The following is a 23,070-nucleotide window of genomic DNA, read 5'->3' on the forward strand; positions in this document are numbered from 1 at the left end:
TCCTTTTCATCCAGGTAATCGCCCGGCATTTTGTCGCGATGGCAGGTTCTTGAACGCGGCCAGCGCCCGCTGGCGAGAGGTGCTCAGATTAACGATCGGCGATGGATAATCCACCGCGCCGAACAAACCGCCGACGTTCGCCGGGTTGTGCACGTCCTTCTTGTTCAGCCCGGCCAATTCCGGCAGCCAGTGCTTGATGAACAGCCCTTCGCTGTCGAATTTCTCCGACTGGCTCAGCGGGTTGAAAATCCGGAAGTAAGGCGCCGAATCGGTGCCGGTGGAAGAACTCCACTGCCAGCCACCGTTGTTCGCCGCCAGGTCGCCATCGATCAGATGACGCATGAAAAAACGCTCGCCTTCACGCCAGTCGATCAGCAGGTTCTTGGTCAGGAACATTGCCACCACCATGCGCAGGCGGTTGTGCATCCAGCCGGTTTCGAGCAATTGGCGCATCGCCGCGTCGATAATCGGCAATCCGGTGCGAGCCTCCTGCCAGGCCGCGAGTTCGTCCGGTGCGTCGCGCCAGGCCAGGGCTTCGGTTTCCGGGCGGAACGCGCGGTGACGGGAGACCCGTGGGTAACCCACCAGAATGTGTTTGTAGAACTCGCGCCACAGCAATTCGTTGATCCAGGTGACGGCGCCGACCTTGCCGCTTTCGAACTCGCCCTGATTGCTTTGCAGCGCGGCGTGCAGGCACTGACGGGGGGAGATTATGCCGGCGGCGAGATAGGCCGACAGCTGACTGGTGCCGGGTTTGGCCGGGAAGTCGCGTTCGTTTTTGTAGTAGTCGATCTGGGCATCGGCGAAGGTGTCAAGACGGCGTCGAGCTTCGTCTTCACCCGCAGGCCAAAGACTGCGCAAGCTGTCGCTGGGCGTTGCGAAACCCTCAACGTTCGATGGGATTTTGTCACTGCTGATCGACAGCGGCGCCTGCACGGCGGGTGCTGAAATCAGCTTCGGTAACGACCCGCGCAAACGGTCATAGCACACCTTGCGGAACTGGCTGAACACTTGAAAGTAAGTGCCCGTCTTGGTCAGCACGGTGCCCGGTTTGAACAGCAGTTGATCAAGGTAGCTATAAAAGTCGATGCCATTGGCTTTCAGCGTTTCGGCCACGGCTGCGTCACGACGACTTTCATGAATGCCGTATTCCTCGTTGACGTGTACCGTGTCGATGTTCAACTGCTGGCAAAGATCGAGCAGGACCTTGGGTGCTTCATCCCAGTGAGGTGCCTTACGGATCAAAAGGGGAATATTCCGCTCGCCCAATGCGCGGTTTAACGCGTTCAGGTTGCGCAGCCAGAAATCCACTTTGCACGGCGCGTCATCGTGCTCCCGCCATTGTTCCGGGCTCAGCAGGTACACCGCCACGGTGGGGCCGCGGGCTGCGGCGGCCGAGAGGGCGGTGTTGTCGTGTAGGCGCAAGTCGCTGCGCAACCAGATCAATTGCAGGGTGGTGTGATTCATTAAAAATTCGCCATTAAATAAACCCGCGCTGAACCAGGTCCTGATGAGCTGATAACGGATCTTCAGCCAGGAGCAAGTCAGTGATCTTGAACGTTCGTGCGGACAACTCGGCGTGGTGGATGCATACCGTAGGGCCGGCAATCATTTTTGGGCAACTGACACCATTCAAAAGTTTTGACAGCTGCGAAAGATTCATGGCTTTGCTGGAATACAGCAGTACGCCGCGGGCTTGCAGGTGATCGACCGCCAGCGCGAGTTCGCCGGCGGGGAGAGGCCAGTCGAAAACCTCCACCGGGCAATCGGCGCTGCTGATCAGCCAGGCGGTGAGCCACAGGTGAGGCTCCAGTGGCAGGTCCGAGTGATTGATCAACAACAATGGCGCGGTACGTAACTGACGGTTGTTATGGTAGATGCGTGCGCCAAATTTGCTGCGTAACCAGGAGTAAAAAAACACCCGTTCCATCTGCGCGCCGAATTGGCCTTGCCAGCGTTGCTCCAGTTCAGCCAGCAACGGCATCAGTAGTTGTGCGCACAAGGTACGCGGTGGATACAGCGCCATGGCCTGATTGACGGTGTCATCGAGGGTGCGTTCGTTCAGTTGAGTGACGGCTTGCAGCAGCGTGTTGCACAGCACTTGCCAATCGTTTTCGACGGATTCGGTAAAGGCCTGCGGGGTGTCGAGCAGTTGCTTGACCTGGCTGACGGCCACGCCACGGTTGAGCCAGGTGAGGATCGTCAGAATGCGTTGAACGTGTTCGGCCGAGAACAGCCGATGGCCTTTGGGCGTGCGTTGCGGCACGATCAGGCCATAACGCCGTTCCCAGGCGCGCAGGGTGACGGCGTTGACGCCGGTCTGCCGGGCCACTTCACGGATCGGCAGCCAGCCTTCATCCAGAGCCTTTTTAAAGTCGTCGCCGAGGTCTTCGCTGGCGCTGGTATCGAGTGGGCTTTTCATTAGATTGCCATCAGATCGCGTTCCGCAGACTGAGATTTTCCGGATGCGGTTGCAGGTAAACCTGTTGCGCAATGTACGGATCCGGGTGTTGACGGAAGTAGTGTTTGAGCAGCGTCAACGGCACCACCAGCGGCACGATACCGTGGCGGTACTGGCCAATGATGTGCTGCATTTCCTGTTTGTCTTCAGGGCTGATCGTCTGTTTGAGATAGCCACTGATGTGTTGCAAGACGTTGGTGTGGGTGCGGCGCGTGGCGCATTTTTTCAAGGCCGCCATCAGCTCGCTGAAATAGCGTGGGCCGAGTTCATTCGGGTCGGTCTGGCCCATGTTGCCCAGCAGGATACCCAGGGTTTTGTATTGCACCGGGTTGTGGGCCATCAGCAGGTATTTGTAACGCGAGTGAAAGTCCGTGAGCGCACGGCGAGTCAGGCCTTCACGCAACAACTGCTGCCAGGCGCTGTAGGCGAATACGCGGGTGAGGAAGTTTTCTCGCAGTACCGGGTCGTTGAGCCGGCCGTCTTCTTCCACCGGTAAAGCCGGATGCAGTGCGCAGAACGCCTGGGCGTAGATGCCGCGGCCACCACCGTCAACCGGCGCGCCGTTGGCGTGGTAGACCTTGACCCGATCCAGGCCGCATGACGGGGATTTCTGCATGAAGATGTAGCCGCAGATATCGGCCAGTTCCGCGGCCATTTTCTGACCGTACCCGGCCAGTGGCCGGGTGACATTGAGCTCAGGAGTGACGGTGCCGACAGCCTCGGGATGTTCAGGATCGCCAACCAGTCGGATCGGCTCTCGAGGAATGCCGAGGCCGATGGCGACTTCGGGGCAAACCGGGACGAAATCGAAATAGTCAGTGAGGGTGCGACTGCACAGCCGCGATTCCTTGTGCCCGCCGTTGTAACGCACTTCTGCGCCCATCAGGCAGGCGCTGATGGCGATTTTCGGTTTCACAGGGACGTGGGGCATCGGAGCACCTCGAGTCTAAACCTGTACAGAGTGTTGATTCTGTACAACATGGTTTCATCATAGATTCAAAGGTGTACAAGTCAAATAGTTTGTACAGGCTTTTTCCGTCGCACGCCTACCGGATTGATGCGCTCACTGCAGATGCGCATGCAAGCGGCGGGCAGCTTCCTGGCCGCTGAGCCACGCGCCTTCGACACGGCCGGACAAGCACCAGTCGCCACACACATACAAGCCCAGATCGGCATCGGCCAGGGCTCCCCATTCATGGCTGCTGGCGGGTCGGGCGTATAGCCAGCGGTGGGCGAGACTGAAGGTCGGGGCGGGCATGGCACTGTGCAGCAGCTCGGCAAATGCACCGTGCAGTTGCTCGATCACGGCTTCTTTGGACAGGTCGATATGTTGCCGACTCCAGGCGCTGGTGGCGTGCAGGACCCAAGTGTCCAGCGTATTGTCCCGTCCTGGTTTGCTGCGGTTGCGAGCCAGCCAGTCGAGCGGACTGTCCTGTACGAAGCAGCCTTCCATGGGCGTATCCAGCGGTGTCTCGAACGCCAGCGCGACAGCCCAGGTCGGGTCCATTTTCACCCCGGCGGCGGCACCGGCGAGTTTCGGTGCCGAGGCCAGCAGTGCAGTCGCTTGTGGCGCCGGCGTGGCGATCACCACATGACTGAACGGCCCGTGGGTGAAGCCTTCGGCATCCTGCAAATGCCAGTGTTCTTCACCACGATAGACTTCGGTGATCCGGCAGGCGAAATGCACTTCGAGGTCACCGAGCAAGCCGCGGGTAATGGCGCTCATGCGCGGCGTGCCAACCCAACGTGTTTGCTCGTCCGGCGACAGGTTGAGCTGGCCACCGTGGTAGGTGTAGAGCTGCGGCGTCCACTCAGCGACCCATCCGTTGGCTTGCCAACGCTGGACTTCAGTGACGAAGCGGCGATCGCGGGCGGTGAAATATTGCGCGCCCAAGTCCAGAGCACCCGCATCGCTGCGATTGCTCGACATGCGTCCACCGCTGCCACGGCTTTTATCGAAAAGTTGAACGACATGCCCGACCTCTGTCAGGGCTTGGGCGGCGGAGAGCCCGGCGATGCCGGTGCCGATGATTGCGATAGGTACAGTCATAGGGGCCTCGTTTACCTTTCTGTACAGACTACGCCGTGGTTTAAACCTGTACAATATTGTTTTTTGGTATAACTTTTAGCGTTCTCGTTCTGACAGCTTGGCCTATGGTTAAACATAGAGCCTGCCCGATACCAAAGATCCCTGCTTATAAAAATAGACTAGTGATCAAGGTAAAACGCCACGCGAGGAAGAAGTCATGCACATATTGCTGACCGGCGGTACTGGTTTGATAGGACGTCAGCTTTGCCGACACTGGTTGAGTCAGGGACATCGTCTGACGGTCTGGAGTCGAACGCCTGAAAAAGTCGCGAACATCTGCGGTGCCCAAGTGCGTGCTGTTGCCCGGCTTGAAGACCTCGGCCCGGAGCCGCTCGATGCGATTGTAAATCTGGCGGGCGCCCCGATTGCCGATCGGCCCTGGACAACCAAACGCAAAGCGCTGTTGTGGAGTAGCCGAATTGCCCTGACCGAAACGCTGCTGGCCTGGCTCGAAGCACGCGAGCAAAAACCACAGGTGTTGATTTCGGGGTCTGCGATCGGTTGGTACGGCGACGGGGGCGAGCGGGAATTGACCGAGAAATCTCCACCGGTCATCGATGATTTCGCCAGCCAGCTGTGCATCGCGTGGGAGGAAACCGCCCAGCGTGCCGAAGCCTTGGGCATCCGCGTGATCCTTATTCGTACCGGGCTGGTGTTGTCGGCCGAGGGCGGCTTTTTGTCGCGGCTGTTGCTGCCGTTCAAGCTGGGGCTGGGCGGGCCTATCGGCAATGGCCGGCAGTGGATGCCGTGGATCCATATCAACGATCAAATCGCCCTGATTGATTTTCTTCTGCATCAGAAAGACGCCAGCGGTCCTTATAATGCCTGCGCGCCCAAGCCGGTGCGCAATCGCGAGTTTGCCAAGACGTTGGGCAGCGTGCTGCACCGTCCGACGTTCATGCCCATGCCGGCCCTGGCTTTAAAGGTGTGTCTGGGCGAGTTGTCATTGCTGTTGCTGGGCGGCCAGAAGGCAGTACCGGATCGCTTGCTGGAAGCGGGTTTCACATTCCAGTTCACTGATTTACGCGCGGCCCTGGACGACCTTTCCAGCCGCCTTTGAAATAGGACGTTGCATGACTGATCACGCATTGCTTCTGGTCAATCTGGGCTCACCGGCCTCCACCTCTGTGGCGGATGTGCGCAGTTACCTCAATCAATTTTTGATGGACCCGTATGTGATCGACCTGCCATGGCCGGTGCGGCGTTTGCTGGTGTCGCTGATCCTGTTCAAGCGCCCGGAGCAGTCAGCCCACGCCTACGCCTCGATCTGGTGGGAGGAGGGCTCGCCGTTGGTGGTGCTCGGCCGTCGCCTGCAACAGGCCATGACAGCCCACTGGGCCCACGGTCCGGTGGAGTTGGCGATGCGTTACGGTGAACCGTCCATTGAATCGACGCTGGTGCGCCTGGCGGCCCAGGGTCACAAGAGAGTCACTCTCGCACCGCTTTATCCACAGTTCGCCGACAGCACCGTGACCACGGTGATCGAAGAAGCCAAGCGAGTGGTGCGCGAGAAGAATCTGGATGTGCAGTTTTCGATTCTGCAGCCGTTCTACGATCAGCCGGAATACCTCGATGCGTTGGTGGCCAGTGCCAAACCGCATTTGGAACAGGATCACGATCACCTGCTGCTGAGTTTTCACGGTTTGCCTGAACGGCACCTGACCAAGATCGACCCTACCGGGCACCATTGCTTTAAAAGCGACAGTTGCTGTCAGAACGCTTCGCCAGAAGTATTGGCGACCTGCTACCGCGCCCAATGCCTGCGTACGGCGTCCGAGTTTGCCAAACGTCTGGGCTTGCCCGACGGCAAGTGGTCGGTGTCATTTCAGTCGCGACTGGGTCGAGCCAAATGGATCGAACCCTACACCGAAGCGCGCCTCGATGAGTTGGCTGGAATGGGCGTGAGGAAAGTGCTGGTGATGTGCCCGGCGTTTGTCGCCGATTGTATTGAGACGCTGGAAGAAATCGGTGATCGCGGGCTGGAGCAGTTCCGCGAAGCAGGAGGGGAGGAGTTGGTGCTGGTGCCGTGTCTCAACGATGACCCGCAGTGGGCAAAGGCGTTGAACACTTTGTGCGAAAGGGCCCCGTTGGCCCTTTAAAAGCTTCGTCGGATCGCCGCCCGGAGCCGGCTCGCTCCCACAACAAAACCTGTGGGAGCGAGCCTGCTCGCGAAAGCAATCTAACTGGCAGCAAAGATCTCAAGTCATTACAGCAATGACTCATTCGCCTTCTTGTGCTTCCAGCTGTCATTACCCGGCAGCAACAGGTTCAGCGCAATCGCCGTCACCGCGCACAACGCGATGCCTTTGAGGCCGAAGTCGTCCGGTCCTGTGCCAGTGCCGACCAGCACGCCGCCAATCCCGAACACTAGGGTCACCGAGACAATCACCAGATTGCGCGCTTCGCCCAGGTCGATCTTGTGGCGAATCAGCGTGTTCATCCCCACCGCTGCGATTGAACCGAACAACAGGCACAGAATCCCGCCCATCACCGGTACCGGAATACTTTGCAGCAGCGCGCCGAACTTGCCGACGAACGCCAGGCTGATGGCGAATATCGCCGCCCAGGTCATGATCTTCGGGTTGTAGTTCTTGGTCAGCATCACCGCGCCCGTCACTTCGGCGTAGGTGGTGTTGGGTGGACCGCCAAACAGGCCCGCCGCGGTGGTGGCAATGCCATCGCCGAGCAGGGTGCGGTGCAGGCCGGGTTTCTTCAGGTAATCGCGACCGGTCACGCTACCGACTGCAATCACGCCGCCGATGTGCTCGATGGCCGGGGCCAGCGCTACCGGAACGATGAACAGAATCGCCTGCCAGTTGAATTCCGGCGCGGTGAAGTGCGGGATGGCAAACCACGGTGCGGCGGCAATTTTCGCGGTATCAACGACGCCAAAATAGAACGCCATCGCAAAACCCACCAGCACGCCGGAGATAATGGGCACCAGGCGGAAAATGCCTTTACCGAACACCGCGACGATCAGGGTGGTCAGCAGCGCTGGCATCGAGATCAACATTGCCGTTTGGTAATGAATCAGCTCAGTGCCGTCGCCAGCCTTGCCCATCGCCATGTTGGCGGCGATCGGCGCCATGGCCAGGCCGATGGAGATGATCACCGGGCCAATCACCACCGGTGGCAGCAGACGGTCAATGAAACCGGTGCCTTTGATCTTCACCGCAAGGCCGAGGAAGGTGTAGACGAAACCCGCCGCCATCACGCCGCCCATGGTCGCCGCGAGACCGAACTGGCCCTTGGCGAGAATGATCGGCGTGATGAACGCAAAACTCGACGCCAGGAATACCGGCACCTGACGCCCGGTGATGATCTGGAACAGAATTGTCCCCAGGCCTGCGGTGAACAGCGCCACGTTCGGGTCGAGACCGGTAATCAGCGGCATCAACACCAGGGCGCCGAAGGCCACGAACAGCATCTGCGCACCCGACAGCACCGTGCGCCAGAGCGGATCGTTGAACTCCTCCTGCATGCTCAAGCGTCCTTCTGCTTGGTACCGAAGATCTTGTCACCGGCATCGCCCAGGCCAGGGATGATGTAACCGTGTTCGTTGAGTCTTTCGTCAATGGACGCGGTGTAGATGGTCACGTCCGGGTGAGCCTTCGCTACTGCGGCGATGCCTTCAGGGGCAGCCACCAGCACCATCGCGCGGATATCCCGGCAACCGGCTTTTTTCAGCAGGTCGATGGTGGCGACCATGGAGCTGCCGGTGGCGAGCATCGGGTCGATGATCATCGCCAGGCGTTCGTTGATTTCCGGAACCAGTTTTTCCAGGTAGGTGTGGGCCTGCAAGGTTTGCTCGTTGCGGGCCACGCCGACGGCGCTGACTTTGGCGCCCGGGATCAGGCTCAGCACGCCTTCGAGCATGCCGATGCCGGCGCGCAGGATCGGTACTACCGTAATTTTCTTGCCGGCGATTTTCTCGACCGACACAGTGCCGCACCAGCCTTCGATGTCGTAGGATTCCAGCGGCAGGTCTTTGGTGGCTTCATAGGTCAGCAGGGCACCGACTTCCTGAGCGAGCTCACGGAAATTCTTTGTGCTGATGTCGGCGCGGCGCATCAGGCCGAGTTTATGGCGGATCAGCGGATGGCGGATCTCGAGGATGGGCATGGGAAAGGCTCCGGCGGCGGGCAAAAAAACCGGCCTAGATTAATCTATCCGAGGGTGTTGTCCTATAGACATACAGTACGTTAGTCCACAAACGCTTGATCTGGCCGTGAGGGATGCGTACCTTTGCCCGCTTTTCCTCAGTCCGTCCCCCCTTGGAGAGCGCCATGCCTGCTGATCTCGAGCATATCCGTCAAATCATGCGAGAGGCTGACTGCCTGTACACCGAAGCTGAAGTCGAGGCGGCCATCGCCCGTGTCGGTGCACAAATCAACGATCAGATGGCGGAAAGCAATCCGGTGGTGTTCTGTGTGATGAACGGCGGGCTGATTTTCTCCGGCAAGCTGCTGACCTATCTGAACTTCCCGCTGGAAGCGTCCTACCTGCACGCCACCCGTTATCGCAACGAAACCAGCGGCGGCGACCTGTTCTGGAAAGCCAAGCCGGAAGTTTCGTTCCTCGACCGCGACGTGCTGATCATCGACGACATCCTCGATGAAGGTCACACCCTGGGCGCGATCATCGACTACTGCAAACACGCGGGCGCCCGCAAAGTGCACACCGCCGTGCTGATCGACAAGGACCACGACCGCAAGGCTCGCCCGGACCTGAAAGCCGATTTCGTCGGCCTGCCCTGCATCGACCGTTACATCTTCGGTTACGGCATGGACTACAAAGGCTACTGGCGTAACGCCAACGGGATTTTTGCCGTTAAAGGCATGTAATCCCAGCAGGCGATCTCCTGTGGGAGCGAGCCTGCTCGCGAAAGCGGGGTGTCAGCTTCATTGATGTTGACTGACACGACGCCTTCGCGAGCAGGCTCGCTCCCACAATGGTTCTGCGTTCACCGATCCACTGTCGTACACCCATGCTAGAGTGCTCGGCCCCGCCCTCCGGAGCCCGTCATGAGCCTTTTGATCCGCAGCTGCGCCGCTCTGTTGCTGACCCTCAGCCTGCCTCTGGCTGCCGCTCCGGCGCCGATGCACGCGCAGTTTCTGCCCCCGGATGACCTGACCCTGCGTGACGCCGAACCCGAGCAGCAACAGCTGTTGCAGGTCACCGAGTACTCGGTGGTGGTCGGTAGTCAACGGCAGTCCAACCAGCAGCCGATTCCGGTGACCTCACCGTTGCTGATCCGTCTCAAGGGCAAATCCTTGAACAAGGGCGCGACCATCACCCAGGTGCTGGTCAACTTCGATGGCGAAAGTAAAAGCCTGAAAAAGCCGATCTACGACGACAAGAGCAAAACCCTGACGCTCTTTTACCCGATGGCTCAGTACCGGGTGGTGATCGACTTGTTGCGCAATGACACGGTGTATTGCCAGTTCCTCAGCTACGCCAACGGCCATATCTGGGCCGATCTGCACACCGGCAGCGTTCGTCCGCGTTGAGCCCTGTGCCCGGGGAGGGGTAAACTGCCCGCCCCGTGAAATGTCTGCGAGCTGGAGTCGGCAATGCGTAAAGATAAGAAGCAAGTGATTGGTGACGAGATCGGCGATGAGCAGATCAAGCTGTTCCTCGATTTCGAACCGGTCGACGCCACGTCGCCGTCGCTGCACAAACTGATCAAGGCCTATCGCGGCCTGCGCATCGATGACTTCGGGCGTTTTCTGACGTTCTTCGTCGAAGCCGGTCTGGATCTGGACGGCAAGGATGAGCACGGCAATGACTTCGTCGCCCTGATCAAGGATCAGCGCAACGCGGCCGAGTACATCGAACTGATCGAAAAGGCTCGCGGCTAAGATCAGCAGATCGCAGCCTCGCTACGCTCGACAGCTCCTACAAATGGATCGCTTACACCTGTAGGAGCTGTCGAGCGTAGCGAGGCTGCGAGTTTTAAGCGGCACAAAAAAACGCCCCGCTCTCAATGAGAACGGGGCGTTTTTTATGCGGCCGAATCAAGCGTAGCTTTCGGTCTCGTTGCTGGCTTCAACCAGTTCCAGCGCGACGTTGTTCTGCACATTGAGCTTGCGATACAGCGCAGCATCGGTTTCCAGAACTTTTTCGCGAGCCGGGAAGATTTCCGCGAGCTTGGCAGCCCACTCGCCAGACGCTTTGTTCGGGAAGCACTTTTCGATCAGTTCCAGCATGATCGAAACGGTCACCGACGCGCCTGGCGAAGCGCCGAGAAGGGCGGCAAGGCTGCCGTCCTTGGCCGCGACCAGCTCGGTACCGAACTGCAGGATGCCGCCCTTTTTCGGGTCTTTCTTGATGATCTGCACCCGCTGGCCGGCCACTTCCAGGCGCCAGTCTTCGGCTTTCGCTTCAGGGTAGAAGCGACGCAGGGATTCCAGGCGCTGCTCCATCGACTGCATCACTTCGCTGACCAGGTACTTGGTCAGGTCCATGTTGTTCTTGGCCACGGCCAGCATCGGGCCGATGTTGCCGGCGCGAACCGACATCGGCAGGTCCATGAACGAACCGTGCTTGAGGAACTTGGTGGTGAAACCGGCGTAAGGTCCGAACAGCAGGGACTTGTTGCCGTCGACCACGCGGGTGTCCAGGTGCGGCACCGACATCGGTGGCGAGCCCACAGCCGCCTGGCTGTAAACCTTGGCCTGGTGGTGCTTGACCACTTCAGGGTTGTCGCAACGCAGCCACTGGCCACTGATCGGGAAGCCGCCGAAGCCTTTGCTTTCTTCGATGCCCGAAGCTTGCAGCAGCGGCAGTGCCGCGCCACCGGCGCCGAGGAACACGAATTTCGCGTCGACGTCACGCGAGTTGCCGCTGTTGACGTCCTTGATGCTGACGGTCCAGCCGCTGCCGTTACGCTTGAGGCCGGTCACGCGCTTGCAGTACTTGACCTGGGCATCGGGTGCGCTGGTCAGGTGCTTGAGCAGTTGATTGGTCAAGGCGCCGAAGTTGACGTCGGTGCCGTTCAGGACGCGGGTGGCGGCGACGACTTCGTCGGCCGGCCGGCCAGGCATCATCAGTGGCATCCACTCGGCCATGGTGGCCTTGTCTTCGGTGTATTCCATGTCCGAGAAGGCGTGGTGCTTGCTCAGCGTCTTGAAGCGTTCCTTGAGGAAGGAAACGCCATTGTCGCCCTGCACGAAGCTCAGGTGCGGCACCGGGCTGATGAACGTCTTGCACGAGCCGAATGTGCTTTTCTTGGTCAGATAGGACCAGAACTGCTTCGACACCTCGAACTGGGTGTTGATGTGCACGGCTTTCTTGATGTCGACGGTGCCGTCGGCGGCCTGCGGCGTGTAGTTGAGTTCACACAACCCGGCGTGACCGGTACCAGCGTTGTTCCACGGATTCGAACTCTCCGCGGCACCGGAATCCATCAGCTCGACGACTTCCAGCTTGATCGCGGGGTCGAGCTCTTTGAGCAGTACAGCGAGGGTGGCACTCATGATGCCGGCCCCAACCAGTACTACGTCGACTGCTTCGTTATGCGCCATTTAACGCGTCTCCAAAATCTGCAGCACCAAATTGTCGGCATGGCTGCCAGGCGTTCAGGGGCGTGTCAGTGATGCCCCAAGTACCCATGGCAGTATCGCCATGTCCGAATCTTCGCAATTTTTCGCAACTTCGACGGACGCTACCGGCCGGGTCTAAAAGAGTTACATGAACTCACTTCAACGCGCCGCTGGCAATTCGACTTATGGTCGATACATCCGTTTGTGCAACCAAATCCGTAGGGGACAGGCTTCAGGCTCCGGTGTTCGAGGAATACTCGGTCCTGTGTCGTTGGGCTGTTTCAGACGCTAATGGTGCATATTCAGACGCAAAACTATTCATTTGCTCGCCACACTCTTGTGAAGTTGTGAAAACCCGTTTTTTCACGCTCTTTTGAAGACGTGAACCTCAAAAAAGGGCTGCCCCAGCCTGGCACCGTGCCCGGATGGATTGCCGCCATGGAATACATGACAGGCAAAACGGGCAAACAGCTCAGTGACCGAGCGTAATGACAGCTCTGCAGATTCGCGAAAAGTGGGGGTTTTGCTTAAAGAACAGCAAGCGCGCCAGCTTCACTCGATCTGTGTGGGCGGCTCTCTGTGGGCGGTGCGGGGTGTCAATACAAGTGGATTGACGATGCTGCGAGGCCCGATCAGGAGACGTCCTTATAATCGGGGGGAGATTGTAGCGAAGAAACGCAGGGAAATGGTCGTGTTTAATGACTTTTATTAGGCGTTCGGTCAGCTGGTCAACAACTGATGAGCCCGCGCACGTGGCTGGCGCTGGCTGACACGGGCGCTAGGGGGCAGGGGATGATGCAACCAATTGAGACGGATTTCTTCGATTTCGACCCAGCTATCGCCCATGGGCTGGAGGCTGCACTGTTTGAAAGCCTGGCAGTGGCCGTTGCGGTCGAGCAGGGCGAAGCAGCGATGCAGGGGGCGTGGGGTGAACAGCGAGGTGAGATAGCGCATGGCGAAGTACCTTGTGGGTGACTATCGACGAACTTGACAGGCAGTCGTGACGTGCATGTGAAAGGCAGGTGAAAAATGTGTGACAGGAACCGCGGTCTGAAGGGTTTGTCAGAGATTTCAGTATTCACTGTGAGGTGCTAGTTACCCACAGTGGCCCACCGCTATACTGCCGGCCTGTTTGTGCCTGATTCTGGAGAGAAGCGCATGTTGCAACGCCTGTTGTTCGGTTTGATCACTGTGACCAGTTTGACGCTGGTCGGCTGCGCCCACAGCCCGCAACAACTGAATCCGGAACCCAAGCTGACGACTCAGCTGGCGCCGGTTGGCCATGGCCAGCAGGTTGTGGTGCGGGTGGTGGACGGTCGTCCGTCGCCAACCCTGGGGACCCGTGGCGGTCTGTACCCTGAGACCAGCGCGATCACCGTGCAGGGCGCGCAGATCCTGCCGAAGTTGCAGGCTCAGGCTGAGGCGGCCGTGCGGTTGTTGGGCTTCACCCCAACCTCCAATGCACTGAATGCTCCACAGTTGACCGTGACGCTGGCGGAGTTGAAGTATCAGTCGCCTAAAGAAGGCATGTATGTGACTGAGGCGACCATTGGCGCGACGTTCCGCTCCGATGTGCAGAATGCCAATCGTCGTTACAGTGGTCGGTATGGTGCGTCCCTGGATCAGCGTTTCGGTATGGCGCCGAACCAGGAGACCAATAGCAAGCTGGTCAGTGATGTGTTGAGCGATGCGTTGACGCGGTTGTTCAAGGATCCGACGATTGGTCAGGTTCTTGGCGAATAACTTTCGCGAGATTCAAAAAGCCCGGTGCCAGCAATGGCCCCGGGCTTTTTCATGCCCACCGATTCAGCAGGCGTACACAGAACAACTGTGGGAGCGAGCCTGCTCGCGAAGGCTTTCTGACATCCTGCATTGAAGGTGACTGACACACCGCTTTCGCGAGCAGGCTCGCTCCCACAAGGGATCTGTGGTGTCAGGCGGCTTGGGAGTAGAAATCCAGCATGCTCACCCCAGTCAACAAATCCGTCTCCGGCAAATCCGCATGTTGATGCCCGCTCAACGCGCAATACACCAGCCAATGGCGGTCCTGAACGTTAAAGGCGAGGCTGCCAACGAGGTTTTGTTGTTCGTCGCTCTGGGCGATGAGGTAGAGGCGATCCTGGTTTTCGGCGTGCAGCATGACGGTATCCGTGTCGGTTTCGAGGGGCGCCAGACTGGCGTATCCAGATGACGGAGCCGTGACACAGGGCAGTATTTGGCCAGATGTTTCGTAATTTGTCGCAAAGGCAGGGCAGTTGGGCAGGCTTTCGGTAGAATTCGCGCCGCGGCCGTAGGTTCGGCGTCTGTCACACCTGTTTTGCCGAGGTCCGTGATGTCGTTGCATTTGATTTCGCTGTTTACCAACCATCCCGCCAAGTTGATCAACCTGTTGGCCTTGCTGGTTGCCTTTCCCGGCGGCTGGTTGCTGCATGCCACTCGTCGTCGCGAACAGCGCGCGCAGGCCATTCTCGAAGCGCAAAGCCAAAGCCGTCGTATCGATGAACCGACGTTGATGCTGGACGGCGCGACGTTGCGCATGAACCGGTTTTTCTATCGATTCGGTTTTGCCTGCCTCGGGGTGGCGCTACTGGTGTCGTGGATCAGCACGCGGGTTTGAACCTCTAAAAGCAAAAGATCGCAGCCTCGTTTCACTCGACAGCTCCTACAGGGGATAGCGTTCGCCCTGTAGGGGCTGTCGAGTGAAACGAGGCTGCGATCTTTTGATCTTGCTTCAAAAAAACTTTACAGCGGCAACCCTGCTTTCACGCGGTACTGATTGCGCACCGGCGTCGCGTATTGCAGCACCAGGAACGGACGATGTTCCTCAGGGCAAGCGTCAAGACGTTGCTGCCATTGTTCCTGAGCCTTGGCCAGTTCGTCGGCCGCAAACACCTCGGCGGCTTTCGGCACCTGCAATTGCGGGTCGGCGTCTTTCCATTGGGCATAGGCCAGGTAGTGCACCGGGAACAGGCGGTAGCCGCCGAGGATCTGCCGGTCCATCTCGATTGCCAATTGCTTGGTGTCGTCGAACAACTCGGTGATCGGCGAGGCGAAGTTTACGTGGACCCGGCCCTTGTAGCCGGTGATGCCCTTGGCGATGCTCACGTCGTCCTCGCCCGGCACTTTGCTGTAGCTGCCAGTGTTGGCGCGGATAAAGAGCTCGCGAGCCTTGGCTTGATCGCACGGGTCATATTCGTAGCTGATCGACACCGGGGTGACGTTCAGCGAGCGGATGACCTCGCCGAACGGTTCGTCCTTGCGGCTCATGTGGAACATCTTGAGGATGGCCGACTCGGTGCGATCGTCGCCGTCCTTGGCCCGGCCTTCGGCCTGGGCGATCCAGATCGAGGCGCAATCGTTGCGGATCGAGTGGTTGATGTAGGCAGACAGCAGTTGATACGCCGCCATCTTCTCGCGGCGACCGGTGATCGAGCGGTGCACGATGAAACTCTTGTTCAGGCGCATCAGATCGCTGACGAAGGGCTTTTGCAGCAGGTTGTCGCCGATCGCGATGCGCGGTGTCGGCAGGCCGGCGTGGTACACGGCGTAGTTGACGAAGGCCGGGTCCATCACGATGTCGCGGTGGTTGGCGATGAACAGGTAGGCGCTGCCGGACTTGAACTGCTCGACGCCGGTGTACGTCACACCGTCCGTGGCCCGCTCGATGGTGTGGTCGACGTACATCTCGACTTTATCCTGCAACGTGGCCACGGAGGTGACGCCGGCGAACTCACGGCGCAGCCGATGAGCTATAAGAGGTTTGAGTGCCCAGCCGAAAGCACCGGCAAAGCGCGGGAAGCGGAAGTGGATGAGGATGTCTAGAAACGCCTTGTCGCCGAGCAGCCGGTCCAGCACCGCTGGGACTTCGCTGTCGTCGTACGGTCGGATGGCATCGAATTCGCCCATCATGCTCTCTTGTTAGAAACGGCTAGGGTAAGTAAAGGTTTTGATCGAAAACCAACGGGGCACGGTCTGAAGCGGTAGCCAGACAAAAATGGCCCTGCAAATAGACCGGCGATTATACGCACAAGTCACCTGGGAGACCGCGATGCTGGAAACTGCGCAGTATGAATGTCCGTATTGTGGTGAGGAGGTTGAGACAACTGTGGATCTGTCCGGGGGCGATCAGACCTATATCGAGGACTGTCAGGTGTGCTGTCGGCCGATAAGGTTTGTGTTGCAGGTTCACGGAGAGGAATGGCATCTCGAAGTGTTCAGCGAAAATGAGTGAGGGGCGTCTATGCAGCGAATCTACGAGCCGGAAAACCTGATGGAAGGTGAGTTGCTGCAAGGCATGCTGGCCAGCGAGGGTATCGAAGCGCATCTGGTGGGGCGTGATTTACTCGGCGGCACCGGCGAATTGCCGATCTTCGGCCTGCTGGGTTTATCAGTTGATAATGACCAGGCCGAATACGCCCGGGAGCTGATCACCGCGTACAATGCCGCGCTGCCACTGCCCGGTGACGAACCGGAAAGCTTTCCCGGCACGCTGGTCTGTTAGGCTGGCATTCGTTTAATTTAGAGTCGTGTTGCCCCATGTGTGGACGTTATGCCCTGTTTCGCTGGAACCCCGCCTTCGCGTCCCTGCCTGGCTTCCCCGCCGATCAGCAGGCCCAGTGGAATATTTCTCCCAACGATTCGGTGCTGATGCTGCGTGCAAGTGTTGACGGTCAGCGCGAGTTGGCCCGGGCGCGTTGGGGGTTGACGCCGCCGTGGCTGACCGATCTTTCCCGTACCCCGGCCCATGCCCGTGCCGAAACCGTCGCTGAACAACCGATGTTTCGCCAGGCCCTGCGCGAACGCCGCTGCCTGCTGCCGGCCAATGGTTTTTACGAGTGGCGTGGCACGACTCGCAAGCGACCGTATTGGCTGACACCGGGGGAGGGCTCGACGCTGTTCTTTGCAGCGATCTGGGAAGCGTATCCGGTGCAGGAACAGGTGTGGCTGAGCACGGCGGTGATCACGCAGCCGGCTGCGAGCCAGCGCCGGCCGTTGATTCTCGATGCGGTGGGGCAGCAGGCGTGGCTGAATCCTGAAACACCATTGCATGCGTTGCAGGCGTTGCTCGCCAGTGAACCTGCTGCATTGCGCGAGCGGGTGCTGGCGAATTTGGTGAATGATCCGAAGCTGAATGGGCCGGAATGTCTTACTCCGGGTTGATCGCGTAATGATCGCGGTGGGCGCTGCTAGATGTTTTTTTTCTAACGGTCATGAGAGCTTTGTCTGAAATATGCGTCTACAGCTTTGTTGTATCTGGCGCCTATACAATTCACCGCCTAGGATACGCCGCATGTTTCGGGGAGATTTTTGATGAATAAGACATTGGTTTTGTGTGCCCTGAGCGCAGGTCTGCTGCTCGCAGGTTGTCAGTCGGTCAACACCACCAGCGGTGGCGCGGTGGGCGTTGAGCGCAAACAGTACATGTTCAGCATGCTGTCGACCGATCAGGTCAATCAGATGTACGCCCAGTCTTATCAAAAGACAGTCGGCGAGGCGAGCAGTAAAGGCGTGCTGGACAAGACCAGTAGCGAGGCCAAACGTGTCCAGGCCATTGCCGACCGGCTGATTGCCCAGGCGCCGATTTTTCGACCGGATTCGGCCCAGTGGAAGTGGGAGGTCAACCTGATCAAGAGCGACGAACTCAACGCCAACTGCGGGCCTGGCGGCAAGATCATTTTCTACACCGGCCTGATCGACAGCCTGCAACTGACCGACGATGAAATCGCCGCAATCATGGGCCACGAAATCGCCCACGCCCTGCGTGAGCACGGTCGTGAAGCGATGTCCAAAGCGTACGGCATCGAAATGGCCAAGCAGGGCGCCGGTGCCTTGTTCGGTCTGGGTCAGGACAGCCTGGCACTGGCGGACACCGTGGCCAACTACGGCATGACCTTGCCCAACAGTCGCTCCAATGAAAACGAGGCGGACCTGATCGGCCTGGAACTGGCTGCTCGCGCCGGCTACAACCCGAACGCGGCGATCACCTTGTGGAACAAGATGAGCAAGGCTTCGCAAGGTTCGTCGCCAGAGTTCATGAGCACGCACCCGGCGTCGGCCAGTCGGATTTCTTCGTTACAAGCGGCGATTCCGAAAGTCATGCCGCTGTACGAGAAAGCCCAAAAATCCTGATAGTTATGTAGCGCAGATGCTCACGCCTTCGCGAGCAGGCTCGCTCCCACATTGGAACGCGATCACATGTGGGAGCGAGCCTGCTCGCGAAGAACGATTACACGGAGCTACTGACGAAACGCGTCAAATCCACCCGCTGCTCTGCATCGCCTTGTACACCGCGACAATGGCGAGGATGAAGAACGCCGACGCCGCCAGGCGACGGATCAGGGTGAGCGGTAATTTATCCGCGGCAAAGTTACCCGCCAAAACCACCGGCACGTTGGCAATCAACATCCCGACGGTGGTGCCGATAATCACCAGCCACAGTTCCGGGTATTGCGCAGCGAGCATCACGGTGGCGACCTGGGTCTTGTCACCCATCTCCGCAAGGAAAAACGCGATCAACGTGGTCAGGAACGGTCCGTATTTGCGGGCGGTGCTGGCTTCGTCGTCGTCCATCTTGTCCGGCACCAGGGTCCACAATGCGGTCGCGGCGAAGCTCGCGGCGAGGATCCAGTGCAGCATTGCATTCGAGAAGAAACCACCGACCCAGGCGCCTACCGCACCGGCTGCTGCGTGGTTGGCCAGGGTCGCAGCGACGATACCGGCGATGATCGGCCAGGGTTTGCGAAAGCGAGCGGCGAGAATGAGCGCGAGCAGTTGCGTCTTGTCGCCGATTTCGGCCAAGGCAACGATTGCGGTGGGAACGAGAAGTGAATCCAGCATCAGGGTTTTCCTAAGGGGCGGGTCGACACGGCTATGACACGTACAGCCTTCCCGCCCCGGGTAAGGTGTTCGTGTCATAGGTCTTGTCAAACCCTGCGATCCGTCTGATGCGGACGCTTGGGTCGCATACGCCATGGTCTGTTGACCAAGTATGTTGACGTATGCCGGACGAGCATGGCGCTCGTGGGAGACTACTCCCCTAGGACGGAGCGGATTCTGCCTAGGCAAATCCGATTGGGCAAGCCTCTTTTTTAAAAGAAGGTCTAGCCGCGTTTGGCCCGATAGATTCTGAAACCCTGTCCTTCAGCCTTGATTGCGCACACCCCGAGGTGCTCTTCGATCAGCGGCTGGTATTTCAGGAAACTGTTCGCCACCAAACGTAGTTCGCCACCTTTTTTCAGATGTTTGGCTGCTTTTCGCAGCAAGTTCTCGGTAGCGAAGTAGTCGGTGTGAACGCCGACATGGAACGGTGGATTGCTCAGAATTGCACTCAAGCCCATCGGTGCAGCGTCGATGCCATCACCGGTAATCACCTCAGCCTCCAGACCATTGGCAGCCAATGTCAGGCGACTGCTGGCGGCGGCAAAGGCATCCACATCAAGCAAAGTGACCTGGTTGTGTGGATAACGACGTTTGACGGCCGCTCCCAGCACACCGGCGCCGCAACCGAAGTCCAGCAAATGACCGCTCGGCAATTTGTCGAGATGCTCCAGCAGCAACGCGCTGCCACGATCCAGTCGACCGTGACTGAACACGCCCGGCAGGCTGATGACTGTCAACGGACCTTCGGCCAGCGGCAACTCATAAGTCTCGGCCAGGCTTTCCAGCGATTTGGCTTCTGGCGCAGTGGCCACGGTGACCTGCCAGAGCTGGCAATGCCGCGCGCTGTCGAGCTTGCGCGGTTTGCCGAAGGGGTTCAGCTGTTTGGCCGCGCCTTCGATGCCGCTGCGTTTTTCACCCACCAGATACAGTTCACGACCGGCCAGTCTAGAGGCGAGGGCGTTGAGGATGTAGTCGGTCAGGTCCTTGGACTTGGGCAGAAACACCACGGCGGTGTCAAACGCGCGCTCCGATACAGTCACGCCGAAATGGCTGCGCTCGGCGAAGCGGGCGTCCAGTGCTGCTTGATCGCCGGCATGCCAGCACCAGCCGTGAGCTTCGGGCAGACGGCCCAGCAGATCATCGGCGGGCAAACCGGCCAGCAGCACTGACCCCTGGAATAACTCGGCCTGACGAAGCAGTACTTCACTGCGCGGATCCATAATCTGCTCCTGTGAAAAAAAGTGCCGCAGTCTATCAACTGACGACCCGCAGCGCTTTACCGCTGAAATATCCCTGAGCGTTTTCGGTCAACTGGCCGACGATTCGCTGCCGAGCCTCGCGACTGCCCCAGGCGTTGTGCGGGGTGACAATCAGCCGTGGAATGTCATGGGCCAGCAGGGGATTGCCGGCGGTCGGCGGCTCGACACTCAATACATCGGTGGCGGCACCACCCAGGTGGCCGTTGCGCAAGGCATCGGCCAGCGCCTGTTCGTCGATCAAACCACCGCGTGCGGTGTTGACCACAAAGGCGCCAGGCTTCATCGAAGCCAGCTCGCGGGCTCCGATGAAGTGGCGGGTGTGTTCGTTGAGCGGGCAGTGCAAGGTCAGCGCGTCGATCTGCGGCAGCAGCTCATCCAGTGGCAAACGGTCCGGCCGGGCAGGGCGCCCGGGAATCTGGCCGAGCAGTACGCGCATACCAAAGGCTTCGGCCAGACGTGCGACCGCGCCGCCCAGTTCGCCATGACCGAGCAGACCGAGGGTTTTGCCTTCCAGTTCGACAATCGGGTAATCCAGCAGGCAGAACTGTTTCGCCTGCTGCCAGCGACCTTCGCCGACAGCCTTTTGATAATCGGCCAGGCGCGTTGCCAGATTGAGCAGCAACATGATCGTGTGCTGCGCCACCGACGGCGTGCCGTAGCCCTGGCAGTTACAGACGGTAATCCCGTGGGCGCGGGCAGCCGCGAGGTCAACGTTGTTGGTGCCGGTGGCGGTGATCAGAATCAGCTTCAGCTCGGGGCTGGCAGCGATGGCGGCGGCATCGATCAGAATCTTGTTGCTGATGGCGACGGTGGCGCCCTTGAGGTGTTCGATCACCTGGTCTTGCGTGGTCTGGGCGAAAAGCTGTAAGTCGCTGAAACACTCTTGCAGCGGGCTGAGGTCGAGGTCGCCCAGGTCCAGGGACGGGTGGTCGAGGAAAACGGCGCGGCGAGTGTTCGTCATCAACTGTACCTTTTGTGCAATGAACTGAAGGCGTAATCTGCCGAGCCTACCAGATGAAACAAACAGTTACGCTTGGACCAAAAGGATCCCCCATGTACTGGACAGAGTTTTTGACCGTTGCCCTGATTCACTTGCTGGCCGTAGCCAGCCCCGGCCCGGACTTTGCCGTGGTGGTGCGTGAGAGCGTGACCCATGGTCGTCGCGCCGGTACCTGGACGGCGCTGGGCGTCGGCACGGCGATTTTCCTGCACGTCGGCTATTCGCTGCTCGGCATCGGCCTGATCGTGTCCCAGTCGATCGTATTGTTTAATGCCCTGAAATGGGCTGCCGCCGCGTACCTGCTGTACATCGGCTTCAAGGCCCTGCGAGCACAGCCGGCCCAACCTGCGGCTGACGATCTGCACAAGGAAGCGGGCGAGCGCACGGCTCGCGGCGCCTTCACCTCGGGCTTCGTGACCAACGGTCTGAACCCGAAAGCCACGCTGTTCTTCCTCTCGCTGTTCACCGTAGTGATCAATCCGCACACGCCGCTGGCGGTACAGGCTGGCTACGGCGTCTACCTCGCGGTGGCCACCGCTGTGTGGTTCTGCCTGGTGGCGATGCTGTTCAGCCAGCAGCGTGTACGCGCAGGTTTTGCCCGGATGGGCCACTGGTTCGACCGGACCATGGGCGCGGTACTGATCGCGATCGGCGTGAAACTCGCGTTTACCGAGATGCACTGAGGCCCCGTGATGCGGCTAGCGATGTAATACCAGCCGCTTGAAGCGTTTGAAGCTGGTTCTGTTGAGGTGTCGCCAGGGAATCGAGCGCAACAGCTGCCAGGCTTCTCTCTTGTCTTCGACCACGGCATATTTGAGGGCCTTGTTCACCAGTCTGGTGCGGGCGCTCTGGTAGCCGGGATGGTTTACGTACGGTTCGATGGCCTCAAGGTCCGCCTGCAGCAATATCCGGTATTTTCTCGACAGGTTGTTGGCATGGCGGCGATAGCGGGTCATGCAGACCGGCAGTTCATGGATCTCATACCCCAGCCGGGCAATCCGCAACGTCATCTGGAAGTCCTGAACCCGCAGCTTCGGCGCGTAGAAGTCGGCACCTCGCATGGCTTTCATGCGATAGAGCGCAACAGGGGCGCCGATCACGACGGCACCTCTGAGGACCTGATCGAAGTTGTAGGTGTGGATCTTGTCGCGTTGTTGCTGCTTGATGGTGTTGCCATCGCTGTCCATGTAGCTGATCAGCGCACCCACGCAGCCGACGTGCGGGTGCTGATCCAGATACTCGGCGCGAGTGCGCACCGACCCCGGCAACATGATGTCATCCAGGTCCGGCGTCGACACATAGACGCCTTTGGCGTATCGCAAGCCATGGTTGAGCGCCGCGCTCACACCCTGGTTCGGTTGTGAATACAGCTGGAAGTCATAGGTTTGCTGTAATTGCTTGAGTATGGCGAGGCTGTCGTCGCTGGACCCATCGTTCACGATGATGACTTCGAAGTTCGGGTAATCCTGAGCGAAGATGCTCTTGATAGCGTCTTCCAGAAATTTTTGCATGTTGAAGCAGGACGCCACAATGGACACCAGAGGCGCTTGTGTGGAGGGGGCGTTTTCGAGGGCGGTCAGTTCAATACTCATTTTTGTAGGCAATACCGATGGCGTGTGACCAGACAGGTCTAGTGACAAGATCCTTCTCTTGAAGATGAGGTGCAGGGTTGGGCGACGTGGGGTGAATATTCGCTGGCAACCGATCGGCTCATCGTGTCCGTATCGTACGTAGGCTCACAGACAAGTGTTACGTGCATGCGTTGCAACGTTTTACAGCGCAGGCCCCTGATTCCCGACGAAACACGCCAGGTAGTGGCGTAAAGCTAGCATTTTGCC

General features: G+C 59.1%; 26 protein-coding genes and 1 riboswitch. Of the genes, 12 read left to right on the top strand and 14 right to left on the bottom strand.

What is annotated here, in order from left to right; genetic code table 11:
* Positions 1 to 6: 6 nt before the first annotated feature.
* From phrB to ACYZTX_RS06885, 4 genes are all read right to left on the bottom strand, one after another.
* Positions 7 to 1,452, bottom strand: a complete 1,446-nt coding sequence (phrB, locus tag ACYZTX_RS06870) for a deoxyribodipyrimidine photo-lyase (protein ID WP_462036998.1) — start codon at positions 1,450 to 1,452, stop codon at positions 7 to 9.
* Positions 1,453 to 1,480: 28 nt separating this feature from the next.
* Positions 1,481 to 2,422 (bottom strand): MerR family transcriptional regulator, encoded by a 942-nt coding sequence (locus ACYZTX_RS06875; protein ID WP_462033447.1) that lies wholly within the window; start codon positions 2,420 to 2,422, stop codon positions 1,481 to 1,483.
* A gap of 10 nt (positions 2,423 to 2,432) precedes the next feature.
* On the bottom strand, positions 2,433 to 3,392 hold the full coding sequence (locus tag ACYZTX_RS06880) for a YbgA family protein (protein ID WP_462033448.1): 960 nt from the start codon (positions 3,390 to 3,392) through the stop codon (positions 2,433 to 2,435).
* Positions 3,393 to 3,524: 132 nt separating this feature from the next.
* Entirely contained in the window at positions 3,525 to 4,511 is a 987-nt protein-coding gene (locus ACYZTX_RS06885) for an NAD(P)/FAD-dependent oxidoreductase (protein ID WP_462033449.1), read from the bottom strand.
* Between the two features lie 196 nt (positions 4,512 to 4,707).
* Between ACYZTX_RS06885 and ACYZTX_RS06890 the strand changes: the two genes are divergently transcribed.
* Together ACYZTX_RS06890 and hemH are read left to right on the top strand one after the other, a co-directional pair.
* Positions 4,708 to 5,610, top strand: a complete 903-nt coding sequence (locus ACYZTX_RS06890) for a TIGR01777 family oxidoreductase (RefSeq protein WP_462033450.1) — start codon at positions 4,708 to 4,710, stop codon at positions 5,608 to 5,610.
* Between the two features lie 13 nt (positions 5,611 to 5,623).
* Positions 5,624 to 6,649 carry a ferrochelatase gene (gene hemH, locus ACYZTX_RS06895; protein WP_462033451.1) on the top strand — a complete coding sequence of 342 codons (1,026 nt, stop codon included), beginning with the start codon at positions 5,624 to 5,626 and terminating at the stop codon, positions 6,647 to 6,649.
* A 107-nt stretch (positions 6,650 to 6,756) separates the two neighbouring features.
* On the opposite strand, the gene ACYZTX_RS06900 is transcribed toward hemH, so the two are convergent.
* Together ACYZTX_RS06900 and upp are read right to left on the bottom strand one after the other, a co-directional pair.
* On the bottom strand, positions 6,757 to 8,031 hold the full coding sequence (locus tag ACYZTX_RS06900) for a uracil-xanthine permease family protein (protein WP_462033452.1): 1,275 nt from the start codon (positions 8,029 to 8,031) through the stop codon (positions 6,757 to 6,759).
* Positions 8,032 to 8,033: 2 nt separating this feature from the next.
* On the bottom strand, positions 8,034 to 8,672 hold the full coding sequence (upp, locus tag ACYZTX_RS06905) for a uracil phosphoribosyltransferase (protein WP_462033453.1): 639 nt from the start codon (positions 8,670 to 8,672) through the stop codon (positions 8,034 to 8,036).
* A 164-nt stretch (positions 8,673 to 8,836) separates the two neighbouring features.
* Between upp and ACYZTX_RS06910 the strand changes: the two genes are divergently transcribed.
* The 3 genes from ACYZTX_RS06910 (at position 8,837) to ACYZTX_RS06920 (ending at position 10,411) form a co-directional block, all read left to right on the top strand.
* Positions 8,837 to 9,394 (top strand): hypoxanthine-guanine phosphoribosyltransferase, encoded by a 558-nt coding sequence (locus ACYZTX_RS06910; protein WP_462033454.1) that lies wholly within the window; start codon positions 8,837 to 8,839, stop codon positions 9,392 to 9,394.
* 180 nt (positions 9,395 to 9,574) lie between these two features.
* Positions 9,575 to 10,060: a hypothetical protein gene (locus tag ACYZTX_RS06915; protein WP_449643073.1), complete on the top strand. Its 486-nt coding sequence runs from the start codon at positions 9,575 to 9,577 to the stop codon at positions 10,058 to 10,060.
* A gap of 63 nt (positions 10,061 to 10,123) precedes the next feature.
* Positions 10,124 to 10,411 (top strand): PA4642 family protein, encoded by a 288-nt coding sequence (locus ACYZTX_RS06920; RefSeq protein WP_008153397.1) that lies wholly within the window; start codon positions 10,124 to 10,126, stop codon positions 10,409 to 10,411.
* A gap of 156 nt (positions 10,412 to 10,567) precedes the next feature.
* Here ACYZTX_RS06920 and mqo read toward each other — a convergent pair whose 3' ends face one another.
* Complete coding sequence (mqo, locus tag ACYZTX_RS06925) at positions 10,568 to 12,076, bottom strand: malate dehydrogenase (quinone) (RefSeq protein WP_462033455.1); 1,509 nt, start codon at positions 12,074 to 12,076, stop codon at positions 10,568 to 10,570.
* A 738-nt stretch (positions 12,077 to 12,814) separates the two neighbouring features.
* Positions 12,815 to 13,048 carry a hypothetical protein gene (locus ACYZTX_RS06930; protein ID WP_462033456.1) on the bottom strand — a complete coding sequence of 78 codons (234 nt, stop codon included), beginning with the start codon at positions 13,046 to 13,048 and terminating at the stop codon, positions 12,815 to 12,817.
* A gap of 204 nt (positions 13,049 to 13,252) precedes the next feature.
* Between ACYZTX_RS06930 and ACYZTX_RS06935 the strand changes: the two genes are divergently transcribed.
* On the top strand, positions 13,253 to 13,837 hold the full coding sequence (locus ACYZTX_RS06935) for a YajG family lipoprotein (RefSeq protein ID WP_462033457.1): 585 nt from the start codon (positions 13,253 to 13,255) through the stop codon (positions 13,835 to 13,837).
* A gap of 190 nt (positions 13,838 to 14,027) precedes the next feature.
* Here the strand turns inward: ACYZTX_RS06935 and ACYZTX_RS06940 are convergent, their stop codons facing one another.
* On the bottom strand, positions 14,028 to 14,234 hold the full coding sequence (locus ACYZTX_RS06940; RefSeq protein ID WP_414907573.1) for a hypothetical protein: 207 nt from the start codon (positions 14,232 to 14,234) through the stop codon (positions 14,028 to 14,030).
* 192 nt (positions 14,235 to 14,426) lie between these two features.
* Between ACYZTX_RS06940 and ACYZTX_RS06945 the strand changes: the two genes are divergently transcribed.
* Positions 14,427 to 14,711 carry a hypothetical protein gene (locus ACYZTX_RS06945; protein WP_462033458.1) on the top strand — a complete coding sequence of 95 codons (285 nt, stop codon included), beginning with the start codon at positions 14,427 to 14,429 and terminating at the stop codon, positions 14,709 to 14,711.
* 125 nt (positions 14,712 to 14,836) lie between these two features.
* Here the strand turns inward: ACYZTX_RS06945 and ACYZTX_RS06950 are convergent, their stop codons facing one another.
* Positions 14,837 to 16,000: a 1-acyl-sn-glycerol-3-phosphate acyltransferase gene (locus tag ACYZTX_RS06950; RefSeq protein ID WP_462033459.1), complete on the bottom strand. Its 1,164-nt coding sequence runs from the start codon at positions 15,998 to 16,000 to the stop codon at positions 14,837 to 14,839.
* A gap of 142 nt (positions 16,001 to 16,142) precedes the next feature.
* Here ACYZTX_RS06950 and ACYZTX_RS06955 point away from each other — a divergent pair, with 142 nt between their 5' ends.
* The 4 genes from ACYZTX_RS06955 (at position 16,143) to ACYZTX_RS06970 (ending at position 18,223) form a co-directional block, all read left to right on the top strand.
* Positions 16,143 to 16,325, top strand: coding sequence for a CPXCG motif-containing cysteine-rich protein (locus ACYZTX_RS06955; RefSeq protein WP_462033460.1), 183 nt, complete (start codon positions 16,143 to 16,145; stop codon positions 16,323 to 16,325).
* Positions 16,326 to 16,334: 9 nt separating this feature from the next.
* The gene (locus ACYZTX_RS06960) at positions 16,335 to 16,595 is read left to right on the top strand and encodes a putative signal transducing protein (protein ID WP_401218953.1); all 261 of its coding nucleotides are present in this window, start codon (positions 16,335 to 16,337) and stop codon (positions 16,593 to 16,595) included.
* Positions 16,596 to 16,630: 35 nt separating this feature from the next.
* A complete protein-coding gene (locus ACYZTX_RS06965) occupies positions 16,631 to 17,254 on the top strand; it encodes an SOS response-associated peptidase (RefSeq protein WP_462033461.1) in 624 nt (207 codons plus the stop codon).
* Positions 17,255 to 17,404: 150 nt separating this feature from the next.
* Positions 17,405 to 18,223 (top strand): M48 family metallopeptidase, encoded by an 819-nt coding sequence (locus ACYZTX_RS06970; RefSeq protein WP_462033462.1) that lies wholly within the window; start codon positions 17,405 to 17,407, stop codon positions 18,221 to 18,223.
* 123 nt (positions 18,224 to 18,346) lie between these two features.
* Here the strand turns inward: ACYZTX_RS06970 and ACYZTX_RS06975 are convergent, their stop codons facing one another.
* The 3 genes from ACYZTX_RS06975 to ACYZTX_RS06985 all read right to left on the bottom strand — a co-directional run bounded on the left by ACYZTX_RS06975 (position 18,347) and on the right by ACYZTX_RS06985 (position 21,193).
* Positions 18,347 to 18,931: a TMEM165/GDT1 family protein gene (locus tag ACYZTX_RS06975; protein WP_462033463.1), complete on the bottom strand. Its 585-nt coding sequence runs from the start codon at positions 18,929 to 18,931 to the stop codon at positions 18,347 to 18,349.
* 88 nt (positions 18,932 to 19,019) lie between these two features.
* Positions 19,020 to 19,144: riboswitch (yybP-ykoY riboswitch) on the bottom strand.
* Between the two features lie 50 nt (positions 19,145 to 19,194).
* Positions 19,195 to 20,193, bottom strand: coding sequence for a methyltransferase (locus ACYZTX_RS06980; protein ID WP_462033464.1), 999 nt, complete (start codon positions 20,191 to 20,193; stop codon positions 19,195 to 19,197).
* 34 nt (positions 20,194 to 20,227) lie between these two features.
* Positions 20,228 to 21,193 (bottom strand): 2-hydroxyacid dehydrogenase, encoded by a 966-nt coding sequence (locus tag ACYZTX_RS06985; protein ID WP_462033465.1) that lies wholly within the window; start codon positions 21,191 to 21,193, stop codon positions 20,228 to 20,230.
* A gap of 92 nt (positions 21,194 to 21,285) precedes the next feature.
* Here ACYZTX_RS06985 and ACYZTX_RS06990 point away from each other — a divergent pair, with 92 nt between their 5' ends.
* Positions 21,286 to 21,915 (top strand): LysE family translocator, encoded by a 630-nt coding sequence (locus ACYZTX_RS06990; RefSeq protein ID WP_462033466.1) that lies wholly within the window; start codon positions 21,286 to 21,288, stop codon positions 21,913 to 21,915.
* A 15-nt stretch (positions 21,916 to 21,930) separates the two neighbouring features.
* Here ACYZTX_RS06990 and ACYZTX_RS06995 read toward each other — a convergent pair whose 3' ends face one another.
* Entirely contained in the window at positions 21,931 to 22,824 is an 894-nt protein-coding gene (locus tag ACYZTX_RS06995) for a glycosyltransferase family 2 protein (protein WP_462033467.1), read from the bottom strand.
* Positions 22,825 to 23,070: the final 246 nt, after the last annotated feature.

It is taken from the genome of Pseudomonas sp. MDT1-17 (assembly GCF_054898105.1).